Raw genomic sequence first — 26,458 nt, 5'->3', positions numbered from 1 at the left:
GGCAACGTCAATAGGTAAGGTGTGCGGTGCCCATGCAGACCTCGCCCCACTCGGAAGGTCACCCATGCCGCAGTCCGACCGCCTCCCCGGCACGCCCGAGTTCCGCATCAAGCTCCCCAAGGACGGCGCCGAGGCGCGCGGCCATCTGCTCACCGAGTTCGGCGGCAACGGCACGTACAAGTTCCTGCTGCGGGAGGGTTCGGTCGTGACCGCCGAGGCCTGGCCGGGGCTCGGCGACCACGCACGCCGGTTCCGCAAGGAGTTGCGCGCCGACGGCACACTCGTCGACGCCCCCACCGGGCCCGGCTTTCCGGAGGACGCACCGCCCCGCTGGACGGTGACCCGGGACATCGAGTGCAACTCCTCCTCGGCCGCCGCCGCGCTGGTGTACGGCTACGACGCCTCCGGCCCGGAGTCCTGGCGCACCGTCGAGGGCCACCCGCTCGCCGACTACCTGTCCACCGGCTGGCGCGCCCCGCGCAAGGCGTGGCTGGTGCGCGGGTCCAACGTCTCGGGGCACAACCTGGTGCGGCGGCTGTGGCTGGAGGAGGGGTTCGTCTCGCTCGCGGGCGCGCACCTGCCGCCCCTGGAGGAGGCCGATCCGACCAAGAGCGCGCTGCGCCGCTTCGTCGAGGAGGGGTACGAGGGGGCGGCCTCGTACCACCAGAAGCAGGGCCTGGTCGACGAGTTGCACGCCTTCCTGACGCAGATGCGCGTCGGCGACACGGTGGCCACCATCGGCGACGGCCGGCTGCACGTCGGGCGGATCACCGGGGAGGCCGTGCAGAGCGCGTCGCCGGGCGGGCTGTCCAATATACGCCGGACCGTGGCCTGGCAGGCGGCCGGCCACGCGTACGAGGAGCTGCCGGAGGAGGTGCAGCAGAAACTGTCCGTGCAGCACGACGTCGTCGACCTGACCGGCGTCCTGGACGCGCTGGACGGGCTCACCGGGCAGGCGGAGGGCACGGGCCCGGCGGAGACCGGGGACACCGGCGATCGGCCGGCGCAACGGGAGCTGACCCTGCCGGACATCACCGAAGCACTCGCCGCCGGCCTCCTCGTCCACGACCGGGCCTGGCTGGAGGAGATGCGCGAACTCCTCCTCGACGAGAAGCAGATGGTGCTCTACGGTCCGCCGGGTACGGGCAAGACGTACCTGGCGATGAAGCTGGCCGAGTACTTCGGCGGCGGCCCGGAGCAGGTCAAGATCGTGCAGTTCCACCCGTCGTACGCGTACGAGGACTTCTTCGAGGGGTTCCGGCCCGTGGAGGATCCGGAGACGCGGGAGGTGGCGTTCCGGCTGACGGCGGGCCCGCTGCGGGAGCTCGCCGATCTCGCCTCCCGCGAGGGCAACCGGCACGTCCCGCACTTCCTGATCATCGACGAGATCAACCGCGCCAACCTGGCGAAGGTCTTCGGCGAGCTGTACTTCCTCCTGGAGTACCGGGACCGGTCCGTCCGCCTCACCTATTCCGGAGACGACTTCCCCCTGCCGCCCAACCTCTTCGTGATCGGCACGATGAACACCGCCGACCGGTCGATCGCCCTGGTCGACGCGGCGATGCGGCGCCGTTTCGCCTTCGTGGAGCTGTCCCCGCGCACCGAGCCGACCGCCGGGCTGCTCGCGCGCTGGCTGAAGCGTGAGGGCAGGGACCTGGAGCCCGCCCGCCTCCTCGATGCCCTCAACGCCCGCATCGAGGACGCCGACTTCGCCATCGGCCCCTCGTACCTGATGAAGCCGGGCGTGTACCGCGACGGCGGCCTGCAACGGACCTGGCGCACGAAGATCCTGCCCCTGCTCGAGGAGCACCACTACGGCGAGGGAATCGACGTCGCCGCCCGCTACGGCCTCGACGCGCTGCGCGAGCAGCTTCCGTGACCGTGCCCGTGTCCGTGCCCGAGGTGGCGCTGCGCGAGTACGGGCCCGCCGTCTCCGTCCCGCTGGACGCTGCGGCCGGGCGGGCCCTTGCCGCCTCCGGCATCCTGGAGAGCGCGACCCCGGACCCCGGTCGGGAAGGGCACTGGCTGCTGCGGGCGGGCAGCCGGGTCGGCGCCGTGCGCACGTCCGGCGGTCCGGTCGTACGGATCATGCCCAAGACGCCGGTGAGCCGGCTGTTCTTCCTGCTCGGGTTCAGCCTCGACCCGGCACGCGCCTGGCGCGACAGCCGGGAGGGCACGGTCGACACCGGCGCGTACGACGACGTCGTCCCCGCGCTCGCGCACGCCGTGGAGCGGCAGATCGACGCGGCGCTGCGGCGGGGGGTCCTCCAGGGCTACCGGGAGGTGGAGGAGTCCGCGCTGGTCGTGCGCGGGCGGCTGCGCGAGGCCGAGCAGATCCGGCGGCACTTCGGCCGCACCCCGCCCGTGGAGATCGCCTATGACGCGTACACCGCCGACACCGCCGAGAACCGCATCCTGCGCGCCGCCGTCGAGCGGTTGCTGCGGCTGCCCGGTGTTCCCGGTCCCGTCCGGCGACGCCTCGTCCATCAGCGTGTCCGTCTCGCCGACGCCCTGCCGCTGGTGCGGGGACAGGAACTGCCGCGCTGGCAGCCGTCGCGTCTCAACTCCCGTTACCAGCCCGCGCTGCGGCTCGCCGAGGCCGTCCTGCGCGGTTCCTCGCCGGAACACCGGCCGGCCGGGGCCGAACCGCTCGCCGTGGACGGCTTCCTGCTCGACATGAACAAGCTGTTCGAGGACTTCGTCACCGTCGCCCTGCGCGAGGCCCTGCGGGAGCACGGTCTGACCGCGCGCCTCCAGGACCCCCACCACCTCGACACCGCGGGTCTCGTGCGGATGCGCCCCGACCTCGTCGTCCGCACCGGCGACGGGCGTACCCCGCTCGCCGTCGTCGACGCCAAGTACAAGGTCGAGAAGGCCGACGGACTCCTCAACGCCGACCTGTACCAGGCCCTGGCGTACGCCACCGTGCTCGGTCTGCGCGAGGCGCACCTGGTGTACGCGGCCGGACGGCGGCCCGAGCGCTTCCACGAGGTGCGCGGCACGGCGGCGGGGCCCGAGGGACGCGGAGTGCGGCTGTACCAGCACAGCCTCGACCTCTCCCCCGCACCGGACCGGTTCATGTCGGCTCTCCGGGACATCGCCGGACGGCTGGCCGGTGCCACTCCCCCTTCACGATCATGAAACGCCGTCAGGCGGAAAGGAAGTGCCCTCATGCCCCGGCTCGCCTTCGCCCAGAGCTTCCGGGACGGCTACGACACCCTGGAGAAGCCGGTCCGAGCCGGAGTGCGCAAGGCCATGGCGAAATTCCAGGCCATGAGCGTCGCCGAACTCAACGCGGACAAGGGACTGCACCTGGAGTCCGTCCAGAACGCCCGTGACCCGCGGATGCGCACCATACGCATCACCGACTTCTGGCGGGGCGTCGTCCTCGCCCCCGATGACGGCAGCGACATGTTCCTGCTGGTCAACGTCCTGCCGCACGACGACGCCTACACCTGGGCGGCGAAGCGTCTGTACAGCGCGAACTCCGCGACCCGGGCCCTGGAGGTACGCGACGCCGTCGCCCTGGACGAGCTGACGCCGCTGTACGAGACGGCCGCACGCACGGCTCCCCGGTTGCTGTTCGCGGACGTCTCCGACGGCACGCTGCGCGAACTCGGCATCGACGGCCAGGTGCTGCGCGCCGCACGTTCCCTGGTGGACAAGGCCCAACTGGAGGCGTTCTCCACGCTCCTGCCGGAGGATCAGCTGGAGGTGCTGCAGTACCTCGCCGAGGGTTTCGGCCCGGAAGAGGTCTACCGGGATGTCGTGGCCGTCCGACGGCCGACCGACGCGCCCGCCGAGCCGGTCGAGGACCTGGCCACGGTGATCGCCAACACTCCCGCACGCATCCGCCTGGTCACCGGACCACAGGAGCTGGAGGAGATCCTGGAGAAACCGTTCGCGGCCTGGCGGGTCTTCCTCCATCCCTCCCAGCGGCGCGTCGCCCACCGCACCTCGTACGGGGGTCCCGTCCAGGTCACCGGCGGCCCCGGGACGGGCAAGACGGTGGCCGCCCTGCACCGGGTCAAGCACCTGCTCGACCGTTCCCACGACGGCCGCATCCTGCTCACCACGTACACGAACGCGCTCGCCGCCGGACTGCGCGAGATGCTCGGCCTGCTCCTCGACGAGGACGAGAAACTGCTGGCGCGGGTCGACGTGACGACGGTCGACGCCTACGCGAACGGCGTCGTGCGCGCGAAGTCGGCGGCCGCGCCCCAACCGATCGGGGACCGGGAACAGCGGCAGTTGTGGGAGAAGGCCGTCAAGCAGCTCGGTCTGCCGTTCACCGACCGGTTCCTGGCCCAGGAGTACCGGCACGTCGTGCTCGGCCAGGACCTGCGTGATCTCGACGCCTACCTCGGCGCGAGCCGCCGCGGCCGCGGCACCGGCCTCGGCCCCACGCGCCGCCGAGAGGTGTGGAGCGGTTCGAGCAGTTCCTGCGCGACCGCGGCGAGACCACCCACCTGCGGGTCTGCGCCCACGCGGCGGAACTCCTCGCCGGTGAACCGGCCCCGTACGCCCATGTCGTCGTCGACGAGGCACAGGACCTGCACCCCGCCCAGTGGCGCGTGCTGCGCGCCGCCGTGTCCCCCGGCCCCGACGACCTGTTCGTCACCGGCGACCCGCATCAGCGGATCTACGACTCGCGGGTGTCGCTCGGCTCCCTGGGCATCGTCACGGCCGGCCGCAGCTTCCGGCTGCGTGTCAACTACCGCTCCACCGAGGAGATCCTCGCCTGGTCGGCGCGGCTTCTCGCGCCCGTCACCGTCGACGCGCTCGAAGGTGAGGGGACGGACTCCCTGGCCGGGTACCGCTCCCTGCTCCACGGGCGCCGCCCTCAGGCGCGGGGATACGCGACCCGGCAGGAGGAGACCGAGGCCCTGGTGGGCCGGGTACGGGCGCTGCTCGACGAGGACCTCGCACCGCACGAGATCGGTGTGTGCGCACGCTTCAACCTCTCCCTGGACGCGGCCGAGGAGAAACTGAAGACCGCCGGCATCCCGGTACTGCGGGTCAAAGGACAGACCGCGCGGGAGGCCGAGGGGGTACGGCTGGCGACGATGCACGCGATGAAGGGACTGGAGTTCCGGGCGGTGTCCGTCCTCGGTGTCAGCGAGGGCGCCGTCCCGTTCGCCCGGGAGATCACCGCGCGCGAGGCGGACCCGCTGCAACACGACGCCGACCTGCTCCGGGAACGCTGCCTCCTCTTCGTCGCCTGCACGCGCGCTCGCGAAGCGCTGAGTGTGACGTGGAGCGGAGCTCCGAGCCCGTATCTGCCACCCGCCACCTGACCGGCCGACCGACGCGCGCGGGTGCGGACGAGTGCGGGCCACCGGCTCAGCTCGCCGACCTTGCGCATGCCTTCCTCGAAGGCGGACAGGGACCGGAAAGCAGTGCCGTACCGACACTGCTCATCGATGCCCATCCGGGGGATGCGTGAACCCCTTCCGTCGAGTCGGTGGGTACCGCTGGCGCAGGCCTCGGCCGGGGCCGGTGGCAAGGCCGGTCCGATCGCGGCTCGCTACGCAGGCACCTTGGGTTCCAGGAGGTCCAGTGCCTCCGTCCAGCGGAAGCCGTCGGCGCCTCCCCCGGCCTTCGGTCGGTGCGGTTCGTGCGAGCCGACCAGGACGCCCATCCCGGTCAGCCGTTCCAGGCTCTGCCGGTAGGCCGGGTGGGCGGCCTGGGCCGCGTTGAGGTACGGCAGGACGGCGACGGGGACACCCATGCCGTACGCCTCGCACAGGATGCCCAGGGCCAAGGTGTCGGAGATGCCGGCGGCCCACTTGTTGACCGTGTTGAACGTGGCCGGGGCCACGGCGATCGCGTCCGCGGGAGGAAGGGGGCGGGCCTCGCCGGGCTTGCGCCAGGCGGACCGGATCGGGTAGCCGGTCTGCGCCTCGACCGCTCCCGTGTCGAGGAAGCCCAGTGCCTGCGGGGTGGCCACGACCCCGACGTCCCAGCCACGTTGCCGCGCGGCGGTGATCAGCGTGCCGACATCGCCGGCGATCCCGCTCGCGCAGACGACGACGTACAGGAAGGGCTTCTTGTCCGGGGCAGTCGGAGCGGACGGGGCGGACGGGGCGGACGGGGCGGTTGACTCGGTCACGCGGGAACTCCCGGTCGGCGGCTGAAGTGATGCGGTTCGGGCAGCGTACGGCGCGGCGGTCTCGCGCGGCCCGGACGGGCGGCAGCCGACGTCCGGGGCGTCGACACCGGCCAGTCGGGTGCGGTGGCCGGTCTCGCGGTCTTCCCCGTACCCGTGACGATCCGGTGGACCTCATGTCCACCACGCCGCCCGGCGGGGCCGAACGGGTCATCCGCGGGCGTGTGGACGCGTGATTCCGCCCCTCGGCGGGTGAGCACGGATCGAATGCCTCTGGGATGGCTGTTCCCGGCAGCGACGGGGACAGCCGTCCCGCCTTCGTGCGGCGGAAAGGACCGCCCAGGCGTGCTCGGTCAGGAGACTGGTTTGGCGAGTCCTCAGCTTTCCGTGGTCGTACCGTGCTTCAACGAGGCCGCCGTCATCGAGAGGTTCCACTCGACTGTCGGGGAGGCTCTCGGCCCGTTGGGGCTCGACTACGAGATCTGCTATGTGGACGACGGCAGCAGTGACCGCACCCGGGACATCATCGGCGGCCTCGGTGCCGGCGACCGGCGCGTCCGGTACACGGTGCTCAGCAGGAACTTCGGCAAGGAGGCCGCGATGCTGGCCGGCCTGCGGATGTCCCGGGGGCAGGCGGTGGTCCTCATGGACGCGGACCTGCAGCACCCCCCGGAACTCATCCCCCGGATGCTGGAACTCCACAAGCGGGGCTACGACCAGGTCGTTCCCCGGCGGACCCGCGACGGGGAGGGCGCGGCGCGCACCGTGCTGAGCCGCTGCTACTACGCCCTGGTGCGCCGCCTCATGGAGGTGGAGGTGCTCGACGGCGCCGGGGATTTCCGGCTGCTCTCACGCCGGGCGGTGGACGCGGTGCTGTCGCTGCCGGAGGCCAACCGGTTCTCCAAGGGCATCTTCTCCTGGATCGGTTTCACGACGGTCACCTTCACCTACCGGAACGCCCGGCGGCTCGCCGGCAGCTCGAAGTGGGGCAGCCGCCGTCTGCTCAACTACGGCATCGACGGGCTGCTGTCCTTCAACAACCGGCCCCTGCGGCTGGCCATCTACGCGGGCTTCTGGTGTCTTCTGGCCGCACTGGGCTACGCGGTGTGGGTCGGCTTCGACGCGGCGCTGCACGGGGCCACCGTCCCCGGCTACGCGACACTCCTGATGGCGGTGGTGGGGCTGGGCGGAATCCAGCTGATCACCCTGGGGATCATCGGTGAATACGTCGGCCGCATCTACCACGAGGTGAAACGCCGCCCCTCCTTCGTGGTCCGGGAAACCGACGAGCACCCCGCCCCGATCCCCGGTCCTGCGCAGCACGCATCGCCCGCTCATGCGAAAGGCCGTCTCGCCACAACACGGCAGTTCGCCACCTTCGTGGCGATCGGCTTCGTCAACACCGCCGTGTACCTGGCCGTCTACGCCGGCCTGCACCCCTGGATCCCGTATCTCGCGGCGCATGTCCTGGGCTACGCGGTCAGTGTCGTCGGCTCCTTCCTGCTCAACTCCTGCCTCACCGTCCGGACCCGTCCGACCTGGCACGCGTTTCTCCGCTATCCGCTGTCCAGCGGCTTCAACCTGGTGGCCTCCGGCGCACTGCTCTACCTGGCCGTCAGCCGATTCGAAATGGACAAGAATGTCGCCGCACTCGTCGCCGGAGTCCTGGTCACACCGGTCTCCTTCCTGCTCGCCCGGTGGGCCATCAACTCCGGCCGTCGGCCGACGGGCGCCGGGGGCACGGTTTCGAGCGGCCCGGCCCGGACGGAACAGGACAACCCCACCCCCGGCTAGCACGGACGGCGGGCAGGGCCTGGTCTCCGTGCGGTCCGTGGCGGAGACCGACAGGGAAACGGGCGTGCGCCGGAACGCGCCGAGCCCGACCGGCGCTCCCTCGCCCCTCATCACGGCGGGTGCCGCCCTGCTGCCCCTCGTTCCGCTGGCGCTTTTCGGCGGAGCCGCATGGTGCGCGCGCTGGGTGCGCCCGAGCGCCGACGAGTGGTGCTTCCTGCCCCTCGTGCGTGACGAAGGCTTCATGGCCCTGGTGGACCAGTTCTATTCCCTGGACAACGGACGGATCGCCAACGGCCTGCTCGTCGCCTCCTACGCCACGTTCGGCGTGGCAGGCCAGCAGTGGTATGCCGGGATCAGTGCGGCCCTGATGCTGCTTCTGCTGTGGGCGTGGGCGGCAGCACTGTTGCGGCGCGCCGGATGGCGGCTGCCCCGGGGCGTGCCGCTGTTCTCCGCGGCCATGGTCCTGGGCCTCTTCTGCTTCGCCTCCACGAACACCTACAAGACCTTCTTCTGGCCGGCCTCGTCGGTTTCCCACACCTTCCCGCCCGTCCTGGCGGCCGCCGCCACGATCCCGGCCCTGCTGGCGACCTCGCGGCGCGGAAAGGCCACCGCCGCCGCGGTCGCGTTCGTCGTCGGGGGCGTTCTGGGCACACTGTCGGAGGAGACCTCCGTGGTCGCCCTGACCGTCCTCGCCCCGGTCCTGCTGCTGGGCCGCCGGCTCTTCCCGGCCGGCCGGCTCGCCTTCGTCCGGGCCTGGTGCGCCGCGGCCGGCGCGGGCATCCTCATCGGCACCGCCGTGCTCCTCACCTCCCCCGGCTCGATGAACCGGCGCTCACGTCACCCCACGGACTCCATGCTCGCGCCCGGATCGCTCGTCGCTTCGCTGCGGGGGTACACGCAGGTCCTCCACACCCTGGTCACGACCTGGCAGTACGTCGGCGCGATCGCCGTGGGCATGCTGATCGGCGTACTCGCCCGCCGCGCGGACGGAGGCATCCCCCGGCCCGACCGCAGGGCACCCCTGCTTCTGGGATCCGGGGCGGCGGCTGTGCTGTTCTCCGGATACCTGTGCACGGTCATCGCCTATCCGGCGTTCGGCCCCTCCGTCGCGACCACCAACAGGCTGTGGAACGACTACCTCTTCCCGCTGCTCCTCCTGCTCGTCGGCGCGGGCGCTCTCCTCGGGAACCTGGCGGTGCGGCACCACCGTCGCGGGACGGCGCCGGCGGCCGCGGGCGCCGCGCTCCTGTGCGTGGGCGTCACCGCCGTACTGGCCGTGTCCCTGCGCGACCTGGAGTCGGACATGCGGGTGCGGGCCGGGGCCTGGGACAGCCAGGACCGCCTGCTCCGGGACCGGGCCGCGGCGGGGGCCACGGTGCTGCCCTACAGGCGGCTCGTCATCAGCGAGATGCTGGAACCGTTCAGCAGCGGTGGCGAGCGGCCGTGGCCCGCCTCCTGTGTCGCTCGCCACTACCGGGTGAAGGAGGTCACGGACGGAACGGAACACCGAGGTCGAGGCCCTGACCGAGCAGGCCCGCTCCAGCCCGACCCGCAAGCTGCTCCATGACACCGACACCGGACAAGGAGGACCCGGGTGCCGACCAGGCTGTTCGGCGGGCCGTCCGCCGGCCCGGAGGCCCGGGTGCGGGAGAACGCGCGGGGGGCGTACCTTCCCGAGTGATCAGCACGCTCGAACCCGCCTTGATCGAGGTGTGGTCGGCGGGCGCTGCGGCCGGGGCGGCGGCTGCGTGGGGCGAGCGGGCTCTCCGGCCTCACTCGTGCCCCGCCGCCCGGCAGGCCCCCCGGACAGCACGGGTCCGGGGGGGCCGGGTGAACCGGGACCGTCAGTCGACTTCGAGGGGCAGGGCCGGGTCGGCGGCCCACTCGGTGAGGGAACCGTCGTAGATCGCGACGTCGGGGCGGCCGAGGAGGGCCAGCTGGAAGGCCAGGCCGGTGGCGGCGATGCCGCTGCCGCAGTACGTGATGACCTTCTTGGACTCGTCCAGGGCGCCGGCCTCGTCGAAGAGCCCGCGGACTTCGTCCGGACCGCGGAAGAGACCGTCGGAGTCGGCGAGTTCGGGGAACGGAACGTTCGTGCTGGACGGGATGCGGCCCGGGCGGGCGTAGGTCTGGCGGGTGCCCGCGAAGGTCGGCCGGTCGAGGGAGTTCACCAGCCGGGTGCCGGGGTCCTCGATCGCGGCGAGGACCGCGTCCTTGTCGGCGTACAGCTCGGGGCGGCGGTTCGCGGTGAACACGGCGGGCTCGTTGGACTCCACGCCGCTCTTGACCTCGTGGCCCGCTCGGATCCAGGCGGGGAGGCCGCCGTTCAGCACCGAGACGTCGTCGAAGCCCTCGTAGCGCAGGTTCCACCACAGCCGGGTGGCCCAGATGTTCGGGCCCTGGTCGTAGACGACCACGTGCGTGCCGGGGCCGACGCCGAGAGCGCCGAGCCGGGCGGCGAACGTCTCGCTGTCGAGCGCGGTGAACGTGGTGGCCGCGTCGGGGTCGGCGAGGTCGTCCAGCAGGTCGGCGAAGACGGCGCCGGGTATGTGGGCCTTCTCGTACGCCTGGCGGCCCGACTCGACGTCGTAGTAACCGTCGCCTTCGGGCTGGGTGAGGAAGGTGGTCGCGTCGATGATCCGGATCGCGGGATCCCCGAGGCGCTCGTGCAGCCAGGCCGGGTCCACCAGCAAGGGGTGAGACATACGTGTTTCCTCTTCTCGCACTTTCTTACGGCCCCGGCGAAACGCCGAGGGGTCCTACAAACGTACCCGTTTGAGATGCATGTCTCAGTAGGCGGACATCCGGGTGGTTCGGGGCCTCTCAGGCCGAGGCCTCGACGGCGGCCTTCACTCGACCGGACCAGTTCGCAGTGCCGTACCGACCGGTGGAACGCAGTGTCATCGTGCAGTCGTTTCCCTCGGCGAAAGAGTGGTCATGAAGCACATACGGCACGCCGCCCGGCGGGCACTTCCCCTGGCCGTCCTCCTCCCCGCCGCGGCCCTGGCAGCCGCCGGCCCGTCCGCGGCCTCCGAGAGCGGCGGCGGCGCCGGACCTCCTGGGGGCACCAAGCCGACCATCGTGCTGGTGCACGGCGCCTGGGCGGACGCCTCGGGCTGGAACGAGGTCGTTCAAAGCCTCCAGGCCCAGGGCTATCCGGTGATCGCCGCCGCGAACCCGCTGCGCGGCCTCTCCGCCGACTCCGACTACCTCGCCGCCCGGCTCAAGACGATCAAGGGTCCCGTCGTCCTCGCCGCCCACTCCTACGGCGGCGCCGTCATCACCGACGCGGCGGCCGGCAACCCGAACGTCACGTCCCTCGTCTACATCGCCGGATTCGCCCCGGACAAGGGCGAGACCACCCTGCAACTGGCGGCCAAGCACCCCGGCAGCCGTGTGACGGAGGACCCCGAGGCGCCCGTTCCCACCGCCCTGGAAGCCGTTCCGTTCGGCCGCGGCCCCACCGACGTCGATCTCTACCTCAAGCCGGACAAGTTCAGCGATGTCTTCCTGAGCGACCGGCTCGAGGCGAGCCGGGCCCATGCTCTCGCCGCCGCGCAGCGGCCTGCGGCCCTCGCCACCGGCAGCGAACCGACCACGGCGGTCGCGTGGAGGACGATCCCCTCCTGGTACCTCGTCGCCACCGACGACCGCACCATCGGCACCGAGAACCTGCGCTTCATGGCGAAGCGGGCGGGCTCGACCACCGTCGAGGTCGACGCCCCGCACGCCGTACTGGAGACCGACCCGGGCGAGGTCACCGACCTGATCCTGCAGGCCGCACACGGCTCGCGCCCCGGTCTCGCCAAGACCGGCACGGGCGAGCAGACCGCGGTCCTCGGCGGCGCGGCGGTCCTCGCGGTTGCCGGAGGCACGGCCCTGGTCGTGCGGTCCCGCCGCGCCTGAGACGGAGGACGTGACCACGTACAACTGCGCCAACAGCTTGTCGTCGGCATAGGTGCCGGCGGAGTCCGGGCTATTCCTGCCCGGCCCGCGGCGTCGCCCTGTACTCCGCACTCGGCCGGGCGAGCCGGTCGGCGAGGTGGGCGAGCCAACCGCTCGGGGCGTACGGCACCGGGGGGTCAACCTCCATGCCGAGCTCCGCGACGGCCAGGGCGTAGCCGGACTCGTCGAGGTCGAGGGCGAGCAGCTCGTGCAGCTCGCCGACGAGGTGGGCAACGAGGTGCGGGGCGGTGGAGGCCCGGTAGTCGGCGACGGCTGCGTCGTGGTCATCGAACTCGTCCGGCATGTCCTGCGAGAACCACCCGCCGAGAAACTGACCGAGCTCCGGGAACCGGGCGTGCCACTCCCAGTGGGTGGCGGGCGCGGCGGGCGGCGGCACCTCACCCTCCTCGATGCTGCGCCTGATGTGGTCGGCGAGCGTGTACAGCCACTCCTGGACCTCTCCCTCGGGCAGGCCCACATCGGGGATGGCGTAGAACTCGCCCAGCCGCAGCCGGAGACGTCCGGGCGGGTTCTCGGCGTACTCCTGCACCTGCCGCTCGGCGACGGCCAGCGCCCAGGGACGGGTGTGCCAGGTGTGCCGGAGGTAGGCCGTCAGGGCTTGGCCGGGTGTGTCCGGGGTGTCGTCCGCCGGCTGCCCGACGTAGGCACGGATCACCTGGTCCAGCTCACCGTAGCGGCGGTCGTGTTCGAGGGGGCTCAGGGGCACGGGATTGGCCTTTATGAATGATCAGCGGCGGGTGGGCTAGAGGTGGACGGGAAACGTGGCATGGACGACGAAGCCGTGCGGGGCCGAAGCGTCCCGCTTGAGCACGACGCGCGCGGCACGTACGTAGACGGGTTCCCGCCCCGCCAGCATCATCGCCTGCAACAGCACCCGGCCGACCGGTTCGGGCCGCGCGGGCCAGGACGCCTCAATGGTCAACCGCGGGCGCGTGCCCTGGGCGAGCCAGCGGTGGATGAGCTGCTCGTTGTCGGTGACGACCTGCTGCGTGGCCCACTGGGCGGTTTCACGGTCGGGGTAGGTGGCGGAGCGGTTCCGGGACGGCATGGCGGAGGGGACCTCCGAAGGATGTGGGGTCATGGCAGGACGGCGTGCTCCCGCTGCATGTGGTCGTCGAGGGCCCGGAGCAGGTCACGCAGCGCCGTGGGGGACGCCCAGCCGACGGCGGCGGACAGGCCGTCCACCATCGCCTGTTCTCCCGGGAAGAGCACCAGGGCGGACTGGGCCTCGGCGGCGAGTGGGGCCAGGAACTCGCCGCAGTAGGGATGTTCAGAATCTATCGCGGCCTGAATGGAATCCTGAAGGGTCTCGTATTCCCCCTCGTACACCCAGTTGACTCCGAATCCGGAAAGCCGGGGAAATCTGACATCGATCTCCCAGCGGGTCAACGGAAGCTCGTCGTAGTCGTCCCGCGGGTCCTGTGCCAGGGCCCGGAGCCTCTCTGCCAGGGAGTGCAGGTACGCGGCGGGGTCCGTTCCGGCACCGACTCGTTCCAGGAGCCGACGGAACTCCTGCGGCGCGGCTTCTGTACCGTCGGCGCAGAGACCGGCGACATGATCGAGCAGCGCAGTCACGGTTTCGATCGGACACACCCAGTCCGTCGCAACGGTTGCGCTCGTGGTCCGGATGAAACGCCGCAGCTCGGCGTCGAGGGACGGCTCTCCCCCGGAGTCCCGCACCGCGGCGGCGAGATCCAGGACCCTCCTCACAGGACCATCGGTGAAGAGAGCTCCAGTGTGCAGGATCAAGCTGTCACCATCCTCGTTGTCACGAACATGAACCACGAACGAACTTACGATCTGCTAAGGACTGACAGGGTACGACGTGACGACGACGAAGGGCGGGTCGATACCCCTCTTGTACTTCAGCGCGACCTGCACGGAATGCACCTCGCTTGCCGAGGCATTCATACCGTGCGAGGTGTAGTCACCGCGTTCCACGGTGCGACCGGTCACCTCGCTCACGGTGAGTTTGAGAGCCGGGTCGAGTTTCGAGTTGTCGGGGTTCCAGTTCGGGTTGTTGGCCATCCGCCTCTCCACCCTCTTGATCCAGTCCTCGACGCGCTGCGCGTTGTCGATGTCGTCGAGCGCCGCCTGTGTCAGACGCTGCGCGGACGTCAAGTCCTTGTACGTGGAGGCGGACGGGGCGTTTCCCTGGTCCCGGAGGCGCTGCTTCAACTGGTCGTCGGTGAGCCCGATGTGCTTGTCGACGCCGTGGCTTCCATGGATGCCCTCCTGACCGGCCAGGTCCAGTGGATAGAAGTGGTTCCTGGGGTCCTCTCCCGGCACCGTGTATGTGTGCTCGGTCCTGAACTCGTTCAGTGCCCGAGCGCCGAACGCCTGCGCGCGTGCCTCCTCCGCGTGGAAGGACGGCGCACTGCGGTAGGCCTCGTCCAACGGTCCCATCAACGCGTCGAGACGAGGCACCAGCGCGTCGACCCGCCGGTTGTACTCGGTGACGATCGCGTTGAGTCGGCCGGTGTCGATGTTGAGGACGATGCCCGCGCCGAGCTGACTCGCTCCCTTGGCGACCCCCTTCACCACTCCTTTGACGAGGCCCTTGACGTCGTCCATCCCGACACCGTCCTTGAGGTTCACTTCCACCTTGGGGATCGCCTCCCGGATCGCGTCCACGTAGACGTCCCACACCTCGCGATTGAGGTAAACGGCGGCTTCGGCGAAGTCGTACAGCAGGTCGCCGACCTTCTGTGCGATGTCGAACAGCACCGTCATCACCGGGTGCGAGGCGGTCTGCGACGAGGCCGAGTCGTGCTTCCACTCGTAGCCTTCGCGGCTCGTGCCCCACGCGGTCGTCCCCCACAGTGCGCTGCAGAACTGCCGCATGGCGTCGTGCCATTCGCTGTTGCTCTGTTGCGTGATGCTGTTGACGTTTCCGGTCAGCGCGGTCTCGGACATCGAGAGCGTCGAGGTCGTCGCCATCCATGCCTTGGACAGTGAGTTGAGGTGATGCTGCTGCGGGTAGGGGTAGACCTCCGCGACCTTCCCCATACGGAAGGCGTGTTTCACGATGGGGCGCAGAATCTCGCGGACAGGCTCCGGTACCCACTCCAGGAGGGTGCGGATGAAGTCGTCGCCGCCGTCGTCATCACCCCATTTGAGGTTGGGTACGGGACCGTAGGCCGGAGCCCTGTCGATGACCTGCGGCGGTGACTGGGTGATTTCCCTGGTCCGCCCGGAGGGATCGTTGGCCGCCTCCGCCTTCGCGTAGTTGTTGGCCGTCGTGGTGAAGCCGACCGCCGCGCCGCCGATGCTCACGACACTCTTGGCCCACACCTCGAGGAAGCGGTTGCCCACCTTGACGTACGAGGTCGCGAACGCCTGCGGAGCGGTTCCGTAACCGCCGGCGTCCGGATACTTGTTCAGCTCCTCCAGAAGGGTCTTGGCACCCCTGTCCATCGGCGTCTGCTGGGCGGCGACACCCGTCGACACCCGGTAAAGGTCGGACGGCTTGATGTCGATGGTGCCGTTCTGCCCTCCGGACCCCTGGGTGCCCGGCTGCGGACCGGCCATCAGCGCGCGCCCCAGCCCCGTAGCACAGCCTGATGCGCGGCCGTGTAATTGACGTGAGAGGTGGTCGCACAGGCGTGCAGCCACTTCTGTGCCGCTTGCAGGTCCTGTGCCGAGCGGTCCCACTCGTCGAGCTTGTCGACGAAGACTTCGCGGGCCTCGCCTTCCCAGGAAAGCACGACCGGCACAGCACGGTCGTAGAGGTCGTCGAGCTTGTCGTTGAGCTTTTTGAGGATGTCCTCCAGTTCGCCGGCGAGTTCGCGGAGGCCGGCAAGGGACACGGTTATGTGGTCGCCGTCCGACGGCCCTGTCGTCATGATTCCCCGTTTCGTGTTCGGAACTGCGCTGGTGAAGGGTGGGGTCGACAACGGACGTCAAAGCGAGTCGAGGCTGCTGCGCCGACGCTCCGGCGCGCCGTCGGCACTCCCGTCCGGGTGGGGGGTGGACAGCCTGTCCACCTCGCTGCTGATGTCCACTCGGATGCTGCGCATCTGCTGGAGTACGTCCAGTTCCTTCTCGGTGAAACCGTCACGGCTCAGGCGTACGGCCTGCTCCAGGTGGCGCATGACGTCCCGGATGCGTACGGCGTCCTCGGCAGCGGCCCGGTGGAAGGCTCGGTACGCGGTTCCGGCCGGGCCACGCCAGCCTGCCTCGATGCGGTCGACGATCGCGTCCATGCGTCGGATCTGCTTGTCCAGGTGGTCCTGCATGTCATCGAGGTCGTCGGCGAGCTTGGTGAGGTCCTCACCGGACACGCGCAGATCGAAACCGTTCCCTTGCCCCGGCCCTGACTCTCGTATGCCCATGCCGTAGTACCCCCGCCCCGTCGCTTCGGCATCTCACGTCACACGCAAGGCGATCATACGATTAGTAGTACTCGTACTTGCGGAACGCGTCACACCGGGGCCGTACATGACCGGTGGAAGCCGGTGCGAAAACTCCCTGCCGGATAGCGTCCCGTGGCGTGACCTGCCGGAACGCTACGGGTTCTGGAAGGCGGTCCATGAACGGCATCGCCGCTGGTCGGCGGACGGCACCTGGGACCGGATCCTGCAGGCGGTCCAGGTCGACGCCGACCTTGCGGGGCGGATCGACTGGTCGATGGTCGGAATTGACTCGACGTCCTGCCGGGCCCACCAGCACGCGGCCGCCGCCCGCAAGGCCGGGCCGCGGGTTCCGAAAAAAGGACGACGCACCGGAACCACCGCCCCGATGAGGGACTCGGACGGTCCCGAGGCGGCCTGACCTGCAAGATCCGCCTCGTCGGCGAGGGCGGCTGCCGCCCTCTGGCCCTGCTGGTCACACCGGGCCATTGGGGCGACGCCCCGCAGACGATCGAGGTCTTGGACCGGACCCGGCCCGGTCACATCAGCGGCGACAAAGCCTACAGCTCCCGCCGCAACCGCCGCTACCTGCGAAGACGCCGCATCAAGCACACGATTCCCGAGCTGAAGGACCAGCGGGCCAACCGTCGGCGCAGAGGACGGCGGCGAGGAGACGTTCGTGGAGCGGGGTGAGCCTCACGCGGCGGTCGCGTCGGCCGGAGCGGTGCGGGGCAGCTCGGGGAAGGCATCCTCCCAGACCTCGCGGATGCAGAGGCTGACCAGGCGGCGCAGCACGGGCCACTGCTCGGCCGGCAGCCGGTGGTGGAGGAAGGCCTCCAGATCCTCGCGCGGGCCCTCGGCGAGGACGGTCCGGTAGAGCGTCATGCGGGACTTCGGACGGTCCAGGCTGTAGCTCGTCCGCCCGGACCAGACGATGTACAGCGGCAGGCCGACGATGCCCTCGACGGGACCGTCCAGCTCCTGCAGAAGCTCGGGCAGCCGGCTGCGGTAACGGTCCCGCAGTACCTCGACGCGGGGGACGGTGGTCGTCGCACCCATACGTCCAGTATCGCTGGTGGGAGGGCAGCGGTACGGCGGATACAGGGCTCTGATGCCGTATGTGCGGGTCAGGCACCGTCCGCCTCTCCCGGCAAGACCATCTGTACGGGACAGCGACCATCAGCCACCCGGCCGCGGCGGCGAAGAGCGGCGCCGGGCAGAGGGCGTCGGCCTGAGAGGCCTCGGCCCCGCCCGTGAGGCCCGCCGCTGGGGTTGCGGGCTCACAGTTATCCGGTCCCGCCGCGCCTGAGACGGCCGTTGACGTTCTTCTCAGGGCGTGCGGCGGAGCGTGCGACGGCCTGCCCGCGGTGTGCGGGCAGGCCGTCGGTGTGGGGTCGGGCGGGCCGTCGGCCCGGGGCTCACGCCTCGGCGGGGAGCAGGGGTACGTCGAGGCGGTCGGCGAGTTCGTCCAGGGTGGTGCCGAAGGTCTGGGTGACCCTGAGGCCCTGGGGGGTGACGTCGAAGACCGCGAGGTCCGTGTAGACGCGGTCGACGCAGCGCAGCCCAGTGAGCGGGTAGGTGCATTCGGGCACCAGCTTGGGGGCGCCGGCCTTCGTGAAGAGCGTCATCATCACGTACACCTGCTTGGCGCCGATCGCCAGGTCCATGGCCCCGCCGACGGCGGGGATGGCGTCGGGTGCCCCCGTGTGCCAGTTGGCCAGGTCGCCGGTGGCCGAGACCTGGAACGCGCCCATGACGCAGATGTCCAGATGACCGCCGCGCATCATCGCGAACGAGTCGGCGTGGTGGAAGTAGGCGGCTCCCGGCAGTTCGGTCACCGGGATCTTGCCCGCGTTCGTCAGGTCGGGGTCGACCTCGCCCTCCTTCGCCGCGGGCCCCATGTTGAGCATGCCGTTCTCGGTGTGCAGGACCACACCGGAGTCGGCGGGCAGGTGGTCGGCGACGAGGGTCGGCTGCCCGATGCCCAGGTTGACGAAGGCGCCCTGGGGAATGTCGCGCGCCACGAGGGCGGCCATCTCGTTCTTGCTCAGCGGACCCCGGCCGTTCAGCGGGCCCTGGTCGTTCATCGCTCGGCTGGTCGCGTTCATGCGGTGGCTGCCTCCTTGACCACACGGTCGACGTAGATGCCGGGGGTCACGACGGTTTCGGGATCGATCTCGCCGGTCTCGACGATCTCGCGGACCTGCGCGATCACCGTGGTCGCGGCGGTGGCCATGACCGGACCGAAGTTGCGGGCGGTCTTGCGGTAGACGAGGTTGCCCATGCGGTCGGCGCGGTGGGCGCCGATCAGCGCGACGTCGCCCCTGATCGGGTACTCCAGCACGTAGGTGCGGCCGTCGATCTCTCGGGTCTCCTTGCCCTCCGTGAGGAGCGTGCCGACCCCGGTGGGGCAGAAGAAGGCGCCGATGCCGGCCCCGGCCGCCCTCATCCGTTCCGCGAGGTTGCCCTGGGGGACGACCTCCAGTTCGATCCGGCCCGCCCGGTAGAGCTCGTCGAACACCCAGGAGTCCGCCTGGCGCGGGAAGGAGCAGATCACCTTGCGGACCCGCCCCTTGGCCAGCAGCGCGGCCAGTCCGGTGTCGCCGTTGCCGGCGTTGTTGGACACGACGGTGAGGTCCTTGGCGCCCTGGCGTATGAGGGCGTCGATCAGGTCGACCGGCATGCCGGCCATGCCGAACCCTCCGACGAGCACGGTCGAGCCGTCCTCGATCCCGGCCACCGCCTCGTCCGCGTGGTCGCACAGTTGTGTGTTCATCGGTTGCCTCCCGAGACGTTCTCCAGGACCACGGCGAGCGCCTGGCCGACTCCGATACAGATGGCGGCGACGCCCCAGCGCTGCCCCGACTCCTTCAACCGGTGGGCCAGGGTGCCCAGGAGCCTGCCTCCGGAGGCACCCAGGGGGTGGCCGAGCGCGATCGCGCCGCCCTTGGCGTTGACGATCTCCGGGTCGACGCCCCAGGCGTCCACGCAGGCCAGCGACTGGACGGCGAAGGCCTCGTTGAGTTCGACGGCGGCGACGTCGGACCAGGTGATCCCGGCGCCCTTCAGCGCCCGGTTCGCCGCCTCCACGGGGGCGTACCCGAACAGCTGCGGGTCCAGCGCGGACACGCCCCGGCCGGCGACGCGGGCGAGGGGGTCGGTGCCGATGCGGGCGGCGGCCTCGCCCGAGCCGAGCAGGACCGCGGAGGCGCCGTCGCTCAGCGGGGAGGCGTTGCCCGCGGTGATGACGCCGTCGGTGCGGAAGACGGGCTTGAGCCCGGCCAGCTTCTCGGCACTCGAGCCGGGGCGGATCCCCTCGTCCCGGGTGACGGTCGTGCCCTTGCGGTCCGTGACGACGGGCACCACCAGGTCGTCGTAGAAGCCCGCGTTCCAGGCGTCGTCGGCGAGGTTGTGGGAGCGGGCGGCGAACTCGTCCTGCCGCTCGCGGGCGATGGTGAAGCGCTCGCCCAGCTGCTCGTTCGCCTCGCCCAGGGAGACGGTCCACTCCTTGGGCATGCGCTGGTTGACCAGCCGCCAGCCGAGCGTGGTGGACACGGCGGTCACGTCTCCGGCGGGGAACGCGCGCGAGGGCTTGGGCAGGACCCAGGGCGCCCTGGTCATCGACTCGACGCCGCCGGTGAGCACGATGTCCACGTCGCCGGTCTCGATGGCGCGGGAGGCGATGATGGCGGCGTCCAGGGAGGATCCGCACAGCCGGTTGACGGTGGTGGCGGGGACCGAGGTGGGCAGTCCCGCGAGCAGGACGGCCATCCTGCCGACGTTGCGGTTGTCCTCGCCGGCGCCGTTGGCGTTGCCCCAGACGACGTCGCCGATCTCGGCCGGGTCGAGTGCGGGGGTCTTGGCCAGGGCCCCGGTGACAGCCACCGCGGCAAGGTCGTCGGGCCGGACCTCGGCGAGGGCGCCTGAGAATTTACCGAAAGGCGTTCTTGCTGCTGCGTAAAGGTAACTGTCGCTCACGCCCCCACAGTACGAGGGCCCCTTTCATCATGTCCAAGACCTAGTCCGCATTGATTCATAAGCAGCGCTTATAGAATGGGGGTATGGAACTCCGTCAGCTCCGCTCCTTCCTCGCCCTGGCCGAGGAGTGCCACTTCGGGCGCGCGGCCGCCCGCTTGCACGTGGCGCAGCCGGCCCTGTCCCAGCAGGTCAAGCAGTTGGAGCGGGAGCTGGGCGTCTCGCTGTTCAACCGGTCCACCCGGCGCGTCGAACTGACCGAGGCCGGCCGTCACCTCACCGACTACGCGCGCACCCTCGTCGCGGAGGAGGAGCGCGCGCGGATCCACCTGCGGGAGCTCGCCACCGGCCACGCGGGCCGGGTCTCGGTCGGCTTCATCGGCACGGCCACCTACGACGTCCTGCCGAAGGTCGCCCGCACCGTACGGGCGAAGCTGCCGGGCATCACCCTGGACCTGCGGGGTGAGATCCTCACCCCGCGGCTCGTCGAGGGCCTGCTCTCCGGCACGTTCGACCTCGCCGTCCTGCGGGGCGCGGTGTCGGAGGAGAACATCCGCACCACGCCGTTGCGGTCCGAGCCGCTGGTGGCCGTGCTGCCGGCCCACCACCGGCTGGCGGACCGGCCGAGCATCCCGCTGAAGGCCCTGGCCGACGAGCCGTTCGTCATCCACCCCTCGCAGTCCCGGTCCTCGATGTACGACCGGGTCCTGTCCGCCTGCCGGCGGGCCGGTTTCCGGCCCGACCCGCTCATCGAGATCGGCGAGACGGCCACCCTGGTCGTCCTCGTCGCGGCGGGACACGGCGTGGCCCTGGTGCCGCAGTCGGTGCAGAGCCTGAGCCTCGAGGGCGTGACCTACGTACCGCTCACCGGCTCCGAGTCCGTCGAGCTGATGCTGGCCCGGCGCACGCACCGCGTCTCGGCCGCGACCGAGCAGGTCGCCTCGGTGATCGAGGAGTGCGTCCGCGGCTGAGACGCGCGCGTGGAGCCGCCCGCCGGGTGGGGCTACCGGAGGACGAAGCGGCTTTTGGCGCGGAGCTTGTCGACGAGGGCTGCGGGGGCCTTTCGGGGTGAGCCCGCGTCGTGGGGCGGCTGGGGGTCGTACTCGGTCCCGAGCTGGACGGCCTGCGCGTGTGCGTCGCCGGCGATCCTGCCGGCCAGGGTGAGGGCCATGTCGATTCCGGCGGAGACTCCGGCCGCGGTGACGAACTTGCCGTCCGTGACGACGCGCTCACCGGTCGGTTCGGCACCGAACGCGGCGAGGCCGTCGAGCGCCAGCCAGTGCGAGGTGGCACGGCGGCCTTCGAGCAGCCCGGCCGCCGCGAGCAGGAGCGAGCCCGTGCACACCGAGGTCGTCCAGGTGCTGGTGGCGCTGGCGGTGCGCAGCCAGTCGAGGAGCGTCTCGTTCTCCATCTGCGCGGTCTGCCCGGGGCCGCCGGGCACCACGACGATGTCGGGGGCCGGCACGTCGTCGAGGCTGTGGTCCGCGACGAGTGCGAGGTCGTCGCGGTCGTTGCGCACGGGGCCCGGTCACATCGAGACTCTGCACGTCGTCGAAGACGACCACCAGCACCGATCTCCTCGTCATGGCGTTCATCCTCGGCGGGGAGCAGGGTGGCCGCAATGACGAGCAGCCCACCTTTCCTGCCGTCCCGGTGCCGCTTCCGGAGAGCCGTGGAACCGGTGCCGGGGTTGTCTTCGTTTCCGCTCAGCGGAAGGATGCCGGGCATGGCAGGCAACTCCGCGAGGCCCGGGCGTTCCGTGACCAGCCGTGCGCTGGCGATCCTGGGGGCCTTCGACGGTCGGCACCGGCGGCTCGGTCTCACCGAGCTCGCCGCCCGCGCCGGCCTCCCGGTCCCGACCGCGCACCGGCTGGTCGGCGAGCTCGTCGCGTGGGGCGCGCTGAGCCGTACCGCGTCGGGGGAGTACGTCGTCGGGCGTCGGCTGTGGGACATCGGCCTGCTCGCGCCCGTGCACACCGGGCTGCAGCAGATCGCTTCCCCGTACCTCCACGACCTCTACGGCGCGACCCTCGCCACCGTGCACCTCGCGGTGCGCGACGGCCTGCAGGCGCTGTACGTGGACCGGCTCTCCGGTCACGCCTCGGTGCCGGTGGTCAGCGCGATCGGCTCCCGCCTGCCGCTGCACGCGACAGGGGTCGGCAAGGTGCTGCTCGCGCACGCCCCGGACCACGTCCAGGAGGAGGTGCTCGCCGACCTCCCCCGGATCACCCCCTACACGGTGAGCCGGCCGGGACTGCTGCGCGGCCAGCTCAAGAAGGTGCGCGAGGACGACTACGCCACGACGGTGGAGGAGATGAGCCTGGGCGCGTGCACGGTGGCCGTGCCGATCCGGTCGGACGGCACGGTGGTGGCGGCGCTCGGCATCGTCGCCCCCAGTCTCAAACGCGACCGGGCACGGCTGGTCAGCGCCCTGCAGGTGGCGGCCCGGGGCATCGGGCGGAGCCTCACCGGGCAGGTCGCCGACTGAGCCCCCTGGGTCAGAAGCCCCCGAGGGCGTTCCGGCGGGCCGCTTCGGCCTTGCGGTTGAGCCGGTCGGTCATCCGTACGGCGGTGACGGTGAACACGATGCCGACGCCGACGAGCAGGACCTGGGTGACGACGCCGACGACGCGGATGTCCTGGGTGGCGAGGGCGGCGGCCAGCATGACGGAACCGCCGGACGCCCAGGCGGACCAGATCCGCGCCTTCTCGACTCTGACCGCTGTCTGGAACTCTCGTTGGCCGGCCATGGCTTTTCCCCCTGCGGTGGTGTCGTTCCTGAGCCGCATTGTGGCGTGTGGCGCCCTCCGTGCGCAGCGGTTCCGCCACCGGACCGGGGATGAGCGGGTACCGTTGACTCGTTCGCGAGGAATGCGAAGAATATCCGGGTCGATGGTCCCGGTGTCCGCTCGTCGGCCACGACGCCGCGGAGGCCGCGCACCGCCGGCCTTCCCCGCCGACCGGTCGGCGGACGGGTGACCATGACGGCCGGGGCACCGCTGCCGAGGAGGCGAACGATGCAGTGACCGCACATCCCCGTCGCCCTCCCCTCGTGTCCCCCCGCCTGTTCGGGGGCCGGACCGCACACGCCCGGTCGGCCCGGCAGCGGGACCGGCGCGGCGAGGACTCCCGGTCGGTGCGGCCCCCCGGGCGGCTGCGGTCCCTGCTACGGGTCCGCAGCGTGGCCGGCCAGGTGTTCGTGCTCCAGGTCCTGGTCGTGACCCTGATCATCACCGCCGCGCTGGTCGCCCTCGTGTTCCAGGCCCGGCGTGACAGCCTCCACGAGGCCCAGAGCCGGTCCCTGGCCGTCGCCACGACGTTCGCGAACTCCCCGCAGACGCTGACGGCGATGACCGGTCCCGACCCCAGCAAGGCCCTGCAGCCGCTCTCCGAGCGGATCGAGCGGACGACCGACGTGGACCTCGTCGTCGTGTACTCGAAGGACGGGGTCCGCTACACGCACCCCGATCCCTCGCTGATCGGGAAGGCCGTCACCAGCCCGATCAAGCCGCTGACCTCCCCCCTGACAGAGACCATCGAGACCGTCAAGGGGCGCTCGGTGGTCGGGTACGCCCCGGTCACCGAGCCCGACGGGACGCCGGTCGGCTCGGTGGGGGTCGGGATCACGGTCCAGAAGGTGGCGGGCATGGCGGCCCAGCAGTTCCCGGTGATCCTGGGGGCCGCGGGCGTGGCCCTGGCCATCTGCGCGGGCGGCACCGCCCTGGTGAGCCGGCGGCTGCTGCGTCAGACCCACGGTCTCGGTCCGGTGGAGATGACCCGGATGTACGACCACCACGACGCGGTGCTGCACGCGGTGCGGGAGGGAGTGCTGATCGTAGGGGGTGACGGGCAGCTGGTGCTGGCCAACGACGAGGCGCGACGGCTGCTGGATCTGCCGCCGGACGCGGAGGGCCGGAAGATCGCCGACCTGGGTCTGAACCCGGGCGTCGTCGAACTGCTGGTCTCGGAGCGGACGGCCACCGACGAGGTGTTCCCCTCCGCCGGCCGGTTGCTGGCGGTCAACAAGCGGCGCACGGGGCCCGGCGACGGGAACGCCGGGAGCGTGGTGACGCTCAGGGACACCACGGAGTTGCGTGCTCTGTCCGGTCGCGCCGAGGCCTCCCGGGAGCGCCTGAGCCTGCTCTACGACGCGGGGGCACGGATCGGCTCTTCCCTGAACGTGGAGCGCACCGCGCACGAACTGGCCGGGGTGGCGGTTCCGCGCTTCGCCGACCTGGTCACCGTCGACCTGGCCGAGGAGGTGCTGCACGGCGAGGAGCCGACCGAGCGGCACACCGTCATGCGGCGGGCCGGGCTGAGCACCGTCCACGACGGCCTGCCGCTGATGGCGGTGGGCGAAACGGTTCGCTTCCCCGACGCCACACCGCAGGCACGGTGCGTGAAGAGCGGCCGCGCGGTACTGGAGGCGGATCTGAGCACCGCCGAGGGATGGCGGACGCTGGCCCCCGACCGCGCGGAGGAGCTCCTGGGACACGGTTTCCACTCCCTGATCGCGGTGCCCCTGCGGGCCCGCGGCACGGTGCTGGGCTCGGTGGACTTCTGGCGCTCGGAGCGGGCGGAGCCGTACGACGAGAGCGATGTGCTGTTCGCCGAGGAGCTGTCCGCCTGGGCCGCCGTGGCGCTCGACAACGCCCGCCGGTACACCCGCGAGCACGCGATGGCGGTCACCCTGCAACGCAGTCTGCTCCCCCGTGACCTGCCGGACCTGAGCGCGCTGGAGGCGGCCCACCGCTATCTGCCGGCCCAGTCCGGGGTGGGCGGGGACTGGTTCGACGTCATCGAACTGTCCGGCGCCCGGGTGGCACTGGTGGTCGGGGACGTGGTGGGGCACGGTCTGCACGCGGCGGCCACCATGGGGCGGCTGCGTACCGCGGTGCACAACTTCGCCACCCTCGACCTCCCGCCGGACGAGCTGCTGGCCCGGGTGGACGACCTGGTGACCCGAATCGACCGGGAGCGGGCGGACCAGGGGGACGATGAGGGACTCATCGGAGCCACCTGCCTGTACGTCGTCTACGATCCGGCCTCCGGCATGTGCAGCGCGGCCCGGGCCGGCCACCCGCCACCCGCCCTCGTCCGTCCGGACGGCACCGTGACCTTCCCCGACGTGTCCGCCGGTCCGCTGCTGGGCCTGGGCGACCTGCCCTTCGAGAGCGCGGAGTTCGAGGTGCCCGAGGGAAGCCAGCTCGTCCTCTACACCGACGGGCTCATCGAGAGCCGCGACCGGGACATCGACGTCGGTCTGGAGATCCTGCGTGGCGCGCTGTCCCACCCCGGCCGGACTCCCGAGGAGACCTGCGACGCGGTGCTCGACGCCCTCCTGCCGAACGGCGGGAACGACGACGTCGCCCTGCTGGTCGCTCGCACCCGGGTGCTCGACCCCGAGCGGGTCGCCGGATGGGACGTGCCCCCCGAAGCCGCCGCCGTGTCCGGCGTCCGCGCCGACGTCACCCGGCAGCTGGAGGCGTGGGACCTGACGGAGGCGGGCTTCACGACCGAGCTCATCCTCAGCGAACTGGTCACCAACGCCATCCGCTACGGCACCGTCCCCATCCACGTCCGCCTGCTGCGGGACCGCCGCCTGATCTGCGAGGTCTCCGACGGCAGCAGCACCTCGCCCCACCTGCGCCAGGCGGCGGCCACGGACGAGGGCGGACGCGGCCTGTTCCTCGTCGCCCGCTACGCCGAACGCTGGGGCACCCGGTACACGCCCACCGGCAAGGTGATCTGGGCCGAGCAGCAACTGGACGGCAGGGAGGGCGAACCCGGCGCCGCCCTGACCGGCGACGACATCCTCGACCAGTGGTCCGACGTGACCCTGTGACTCCTGCACCGCCTGTTCGCCGCCGCCTGTCCGTCGGCGGTGGCGAACAGGGGGTGTCCGCGGAAACCGTCGACGCTTCGGGCACTTGTGTCCTCGCCGGCCTCAGCTGAGCGGGGCGTGAACACTTTCCGGGAATGTGCTCACGCCCCGCGAGGTGCCGAGGGGGGCGGCGGGTGAGGGTGCTGTCGTCCTGACGGACGGTCACCTCGGGGAAGCGGACGGACTCGTCGGTCCACGGCGGCAGGCGCCCCCGCGCGGGAGCCGGGTCCCCGGGGCGCGGGATCTGCGGGGAGACCCGGCGCGGGGGTGCGTCCGCGAGGATGCGGACGCCGTCGCCCGGCGGCCCGACTTCATCAGTAGGTAGGCACACGTGGTCGGCGGATTCGCGGGCTGGCCTGCGAGAATGGCATGAGGAGC

General features: G+C 71.2%; 21 protein-coding genes and 3 pseudogenes. 10 read left to right on the top strand and 14 right to left on the bottom strand.

Annotated elements, in window-relative coordinates:
• The first annotated feature begins 64 nt into the window (after positions 1 to 64).
• From JL475_RS31390 to JL475_RS31380, 3 genes and pseudogenes are all read left to right on the top strand, one after another.
• Positions 65 to 1,879 (top strand): DUF4357 domain-containing protein, encoded by a 1,815-nt coding sequence (locus JL475_RS31390; RefSeq protein WP_202281397.1) that lies wholly within the window; start codon positions 65 to 67, stop codon positions 1,877 to 1,879.
• Positions 1,876 to 3,141: an McrC family protein gene (locus JL475_RS31385; RefSeq protein ID WP_202281396.1), complete on the top strand. Its 1,266-nt coding sequence runs from the start codon at positions 1,876 to 1,878 to the stop codon at positions 3,139 to 3,141. Before JL475_RS31390 ends, JL475_RS31385 begins: the two co-directional genes overlap by 4 nt.
• A 30-nt stretch (positions 3,142 to 3,171) precedes the next feature.
• A pseudogene (locus tag JL475_RS31380) lies at positions 3,172 to 5,297 on the top strand (UvrD-helicase domain-containing protein).
• Positions 5,298 to 5,527: 230 nt separating this feature from the next.
• Here JL475_RS31380 and JL475_RS31375 read toward each other — a convergent pair.
• Entirely contained in the window at positions 5,528 to 6,112 is a 585-nt protein-coding gene (locus JL475_RS31375) for a flavoprotein (protein ID WP_202281395.1), read from the bottom strand.
• A gap of 363 nt (positions 6,113 to 6,475) precedes the next feature.
• Between JL475_RS31375 and JL475_RS31370 the strand changes: the two genes are divergently transcribed.
• Entirely contained in the window at positions 6,476 to 7,903 is a 1,428-nt protein-coding gene (locus JL475_RS31370) for a glycosyltransferase (protein ID WP_237408813.1), read from the top strand.
• A 64-nt stretch (positions 7,904 to 7,967) separates the two neighbouring features.
• On the top strand, positions 7,968 to 9,470 hold the full coding sequence (locus tag JL475_RS31365; RefSeq protein WP_307825205.1) for a DUF6056 family protein: 1,503 nt from the start codon (positions 7,968 to 7,970) through the stop codon (positions 9,468 to 9,470).
• Between the two features lie 277 nt (positions 9,471 to 9,747).
• On the opposite strand, the gene JL475_RS31360 is transcribed toward JL475_RS31365, so the two are convergent.
• Positions 9,748 to 10,608 carry a sulfurtransferase gene (locus tag JL475_RS31360; RefSeq protein WP_202281393.1) on the bottom strand — a complete coding sequence of 287 codons (861 nt, stop codon included), beginning with the start codon at positions 10,606 to 10,608 and terminating at the stop codon, positions 9,748 to 9,750.
• Between the two features lie 232 nt (positions 10,609 to 10,840).
• On the opposite strand from JL475_RS31360, the gene JL475_RS31355 reads away from it, so the two are divergent.
• On the top strand, positions 10,841 to 11,809 hold the full coding sequence (locus JL475_RS31355; protein ID WP_202281392.1) for an alpha/beta fold hydrolase: 969 nt from the start codon (positions 10,841 to 10,843) through the stop codon (positions 11,807 to 11,809).
• A gap of 70 nt (positions 11,810 to 11,879) precedes the next feature.
• On the opposite strand, the gene JL475_RS31350 is transcribed toward JL475_RS31355, so the two are convergent.
• The 6 genes from JL475_RS31350 to JL475_RS31325 form a co-directional block, all read right to left on the bottom strand.
• The gene (locus tag JL475_RS31350; protein WP_202281391.1) at positions 11,880 to 12,575 is read right to left on the bottom strand and encodes a contact-dependent growth inhibition system immunity protein; all 696 of its coding nucleotides are present in this window, start codon (positions 12,573 to 12,575) and stop codon (positions 11,880 to 11,882) included.
• A gap of 36 nt (positions 12,576 to 12,611) precedes the next feature.
• On the bottom strand, positions 12,612 to 12,917 hold the full coding sequence (locus JL475_RS31345; protein ID WP_202281404.1) for an RNase A-like domain-containing protein: 306 nt from the start codon (positions 12,915 to 12,917) through the stop codon (positions 12,612 to 12,614).
• A gap of 29 nt (positions 12,918 to 12,946) precedes the next feature.
• On the bottom strand, positions 12,947 to 13,444 hold the full coding sequence (locus JL475_RS31340) for a hypothetical protein (RefSeq protein WP_237408811.1): 498 nt from the start codon (positions 13,442 to 13,444) through the stop codon (positions 12,947 to 12,949).
• A gap of 228 nt (positions 13,445 to 13,672) precedes the next feature.
• On the bottom strand, positions 13,673 to 15,400 hold the full coding sequence (locus tag JL475_RS40460) for an RNase A-like domain-containing protein (protein WP_237408809.1): 1,728 nt from the start codon (positions 15,398 to 15,400) through the stop codon (positions 13,673 to 13,675).
• The gene (locus JL475_RS31330) at positions 15,400 to 15,714 is read right to left on the bottom strand and encodes a WXG100 family type VII secretion target (protein WP_202281389.1); all 315 of its coding nucleotides are present in this window, start codon (positions 15,712 to 15,714) and stop codon (positions 15,400 to 15,402) included. The genes JL475_RS40460 and JL475_RS31330 overlap by 1 nt, the downstream gene beginning before the upstream one ends.
• 57 nt (positions 15,715 to 15,771) lie before the next feature.
• Positions 15,772 to 16,203 (bottom strand): WXG100 family type VII secretion target, encoded by a 432-nt coding sequence (locus JL475_RS31325; protein ID WP_202281388.1) that lies wholly within the window; start codon positions 16,201 to 16,203, stop codon positions 15,772 to 15,774.
• Positions 16,204 to 16,354: 151 nt separating this feature from the next.
• Between JL475_RS31325 and JL475_RS31320 the strand changes: the two are divergent.
• A pseudogene (locus JL475_RS31320) lies at positions 16,355 to 16,881 on the top strand (IS5 family transposase); the annotation flags it as partial.
• A 36-nt stretch (positions 16,882 to 16,917) separates the two neighbouring features.
• Here JL475_RS31320 and JL475_RS31315 read toward each other — a convergent pair.
• From JL475_RS31315 to JL475_RS31300, 4 genes are all read right to left on the bottom strand, one after another.
• Positions 16,918 to 17,280 carry a hypothetical protein gene (locus JL475_RS31315; RefSeq protein WP_202281387.1) on the bottom strand — a complete coding sequence of 121 codons (363 nt, stop codon included), beginning with the start codon at positions 17,278 to 17,280 and terminating at the stop codon, positions 16,918 to 16,920.
• 359 nt (positions 17,281 to 17,639) lie between these two features.
• Positions 17,640 to 18,329 carry a 3-oxoacid CoA-transferase subunit B gene (locus JL475_RS31310; protein WP_272932997.1) on the bottom strand — a complete coding sequence of 230 codons (690 nt, stop codon included), beginning with the start codon at positions 18,327 to 18,329 and terminating at the stop codon, positions 17,640 to 17,642.
• Positions 18,326 to 18,997: a 3-oxoacid CoA-transferase subunit A gene (locus tag JL475_RS31305; protein WP_109381631.1), complete on the bottom strand. Its 672-nt coding sequence runs from the start codon at positions 18,995 to 18,997 to the stop codon at positions 18,326 to 18,328. The genes JL475_RS31310 and JL475_RS31305 overlap by 4 nt, the downstream gene beginning before the upstream one ends.
• Positions 18,994 to 20,199 carry a thiolase family protein gene (locus tag JL475_RS31300; RefSeq protein ID WP_202281386.1) on the bottom strand — a complete coding sequence of 402 codons (1,206 nt, stop codon included), beginning with the start codon at positions 20,197 to 20,199 and terminating at the stop codon, positions 18,994 to 18,996. Before JL475_RS31300 ends, JL475_RS31305 begins: the two co-directional genes overlap by 4 nt.
• A gap of 83 nt (positions 20,200 to 20,282) precedes the next feature.
• On the opposite strand from JL475_RS31300, the gene JL475_RS31295 reads away from it, so the two are divergent.
• The gene (locus JL475_RS31295; protein ID WP_202281385.1) at positions 20,283 to 21,167 is read left to right on the top strand and encodes a LysR family transcriptional regulator; all 885 of its coding nucleotides are present in this window, start codon (positions 20,283 to 20,285) and stop codon (positions 21,165 to 21,167) included.
• Between the two features lie 32 nt (positions 21,168 to 21,199).
• On the opposite strand, the pseudogene JL475_RS31290 reads toward JL475_RS31295, so the two are convergent.
• A pseudogene (locus JL475_RS31290) lies at positions 21,200 to 21,721 on the bottom strand (DJ-1/PfpI family protein); the annotation flags it as partial.
• Between the two features lie 201 nt (positions 21,722 to 21,922).
• Here JL475_RS31290 and JL475_RS31285 point away from each other — a divergent pair.
• Positions 21,923 to 22,684, top strand: a complete 762-nt coding sequence (locus JL475_RS31285; RefSeq protein WP_202281383.1) for an IclR family transcriptional regulator — start codon at positions 21,923 to 21,925, stop codon at positions 22,682 to 22,684.
• Between the two features lie 10 nt (positions 22,685 to 22,694).
• On the opposite strand, the gene JL475_RS31280 is transcribed toward JL475_RS31285, so the two are convergent.
• Positions 22,695 to 22,946, bottom strand: coding sequence for a hypothetical protein (locus JL475_RS31280; protein ID WP_202281382.1), 252 nt, complete (start codon positions 22,944 to 22,946; stop codon positions 22,695 to 22,697).
• A 386-nt stretch (positions 22,947 to 23,332) separates the two neighbouring features.
• Here JL475_RS31280 and JL475_RS31275 point away from each other — a divergent pair, with 386 nt between their 5' ends.
• A complete protein-coding gene (locus tag JL475_RS31275) occupies positions 23,333 to 26,041 on the top strand; it encodes a SpoIIE family protein phosphatase (protein ID WP_307825206.1) in 2,709 nt (902 codons plus the stop codon).
• The last annotated feature ends 417 nt before the right edge of the window (positions 26,042 to 26,458 follow it).

This window comes from Streptomyces sp. M2CJ-2 (assembly GCF_016757295.1).
Taxonomy (GTDB): Bacteria; Actinomycetota; Actinomycetes; order Streptomycetales; family Streptomycetaceae; genus Streptomyces.
This window is presented reverse-complemented; position numbering and strand designations above follow the sequence as displayed.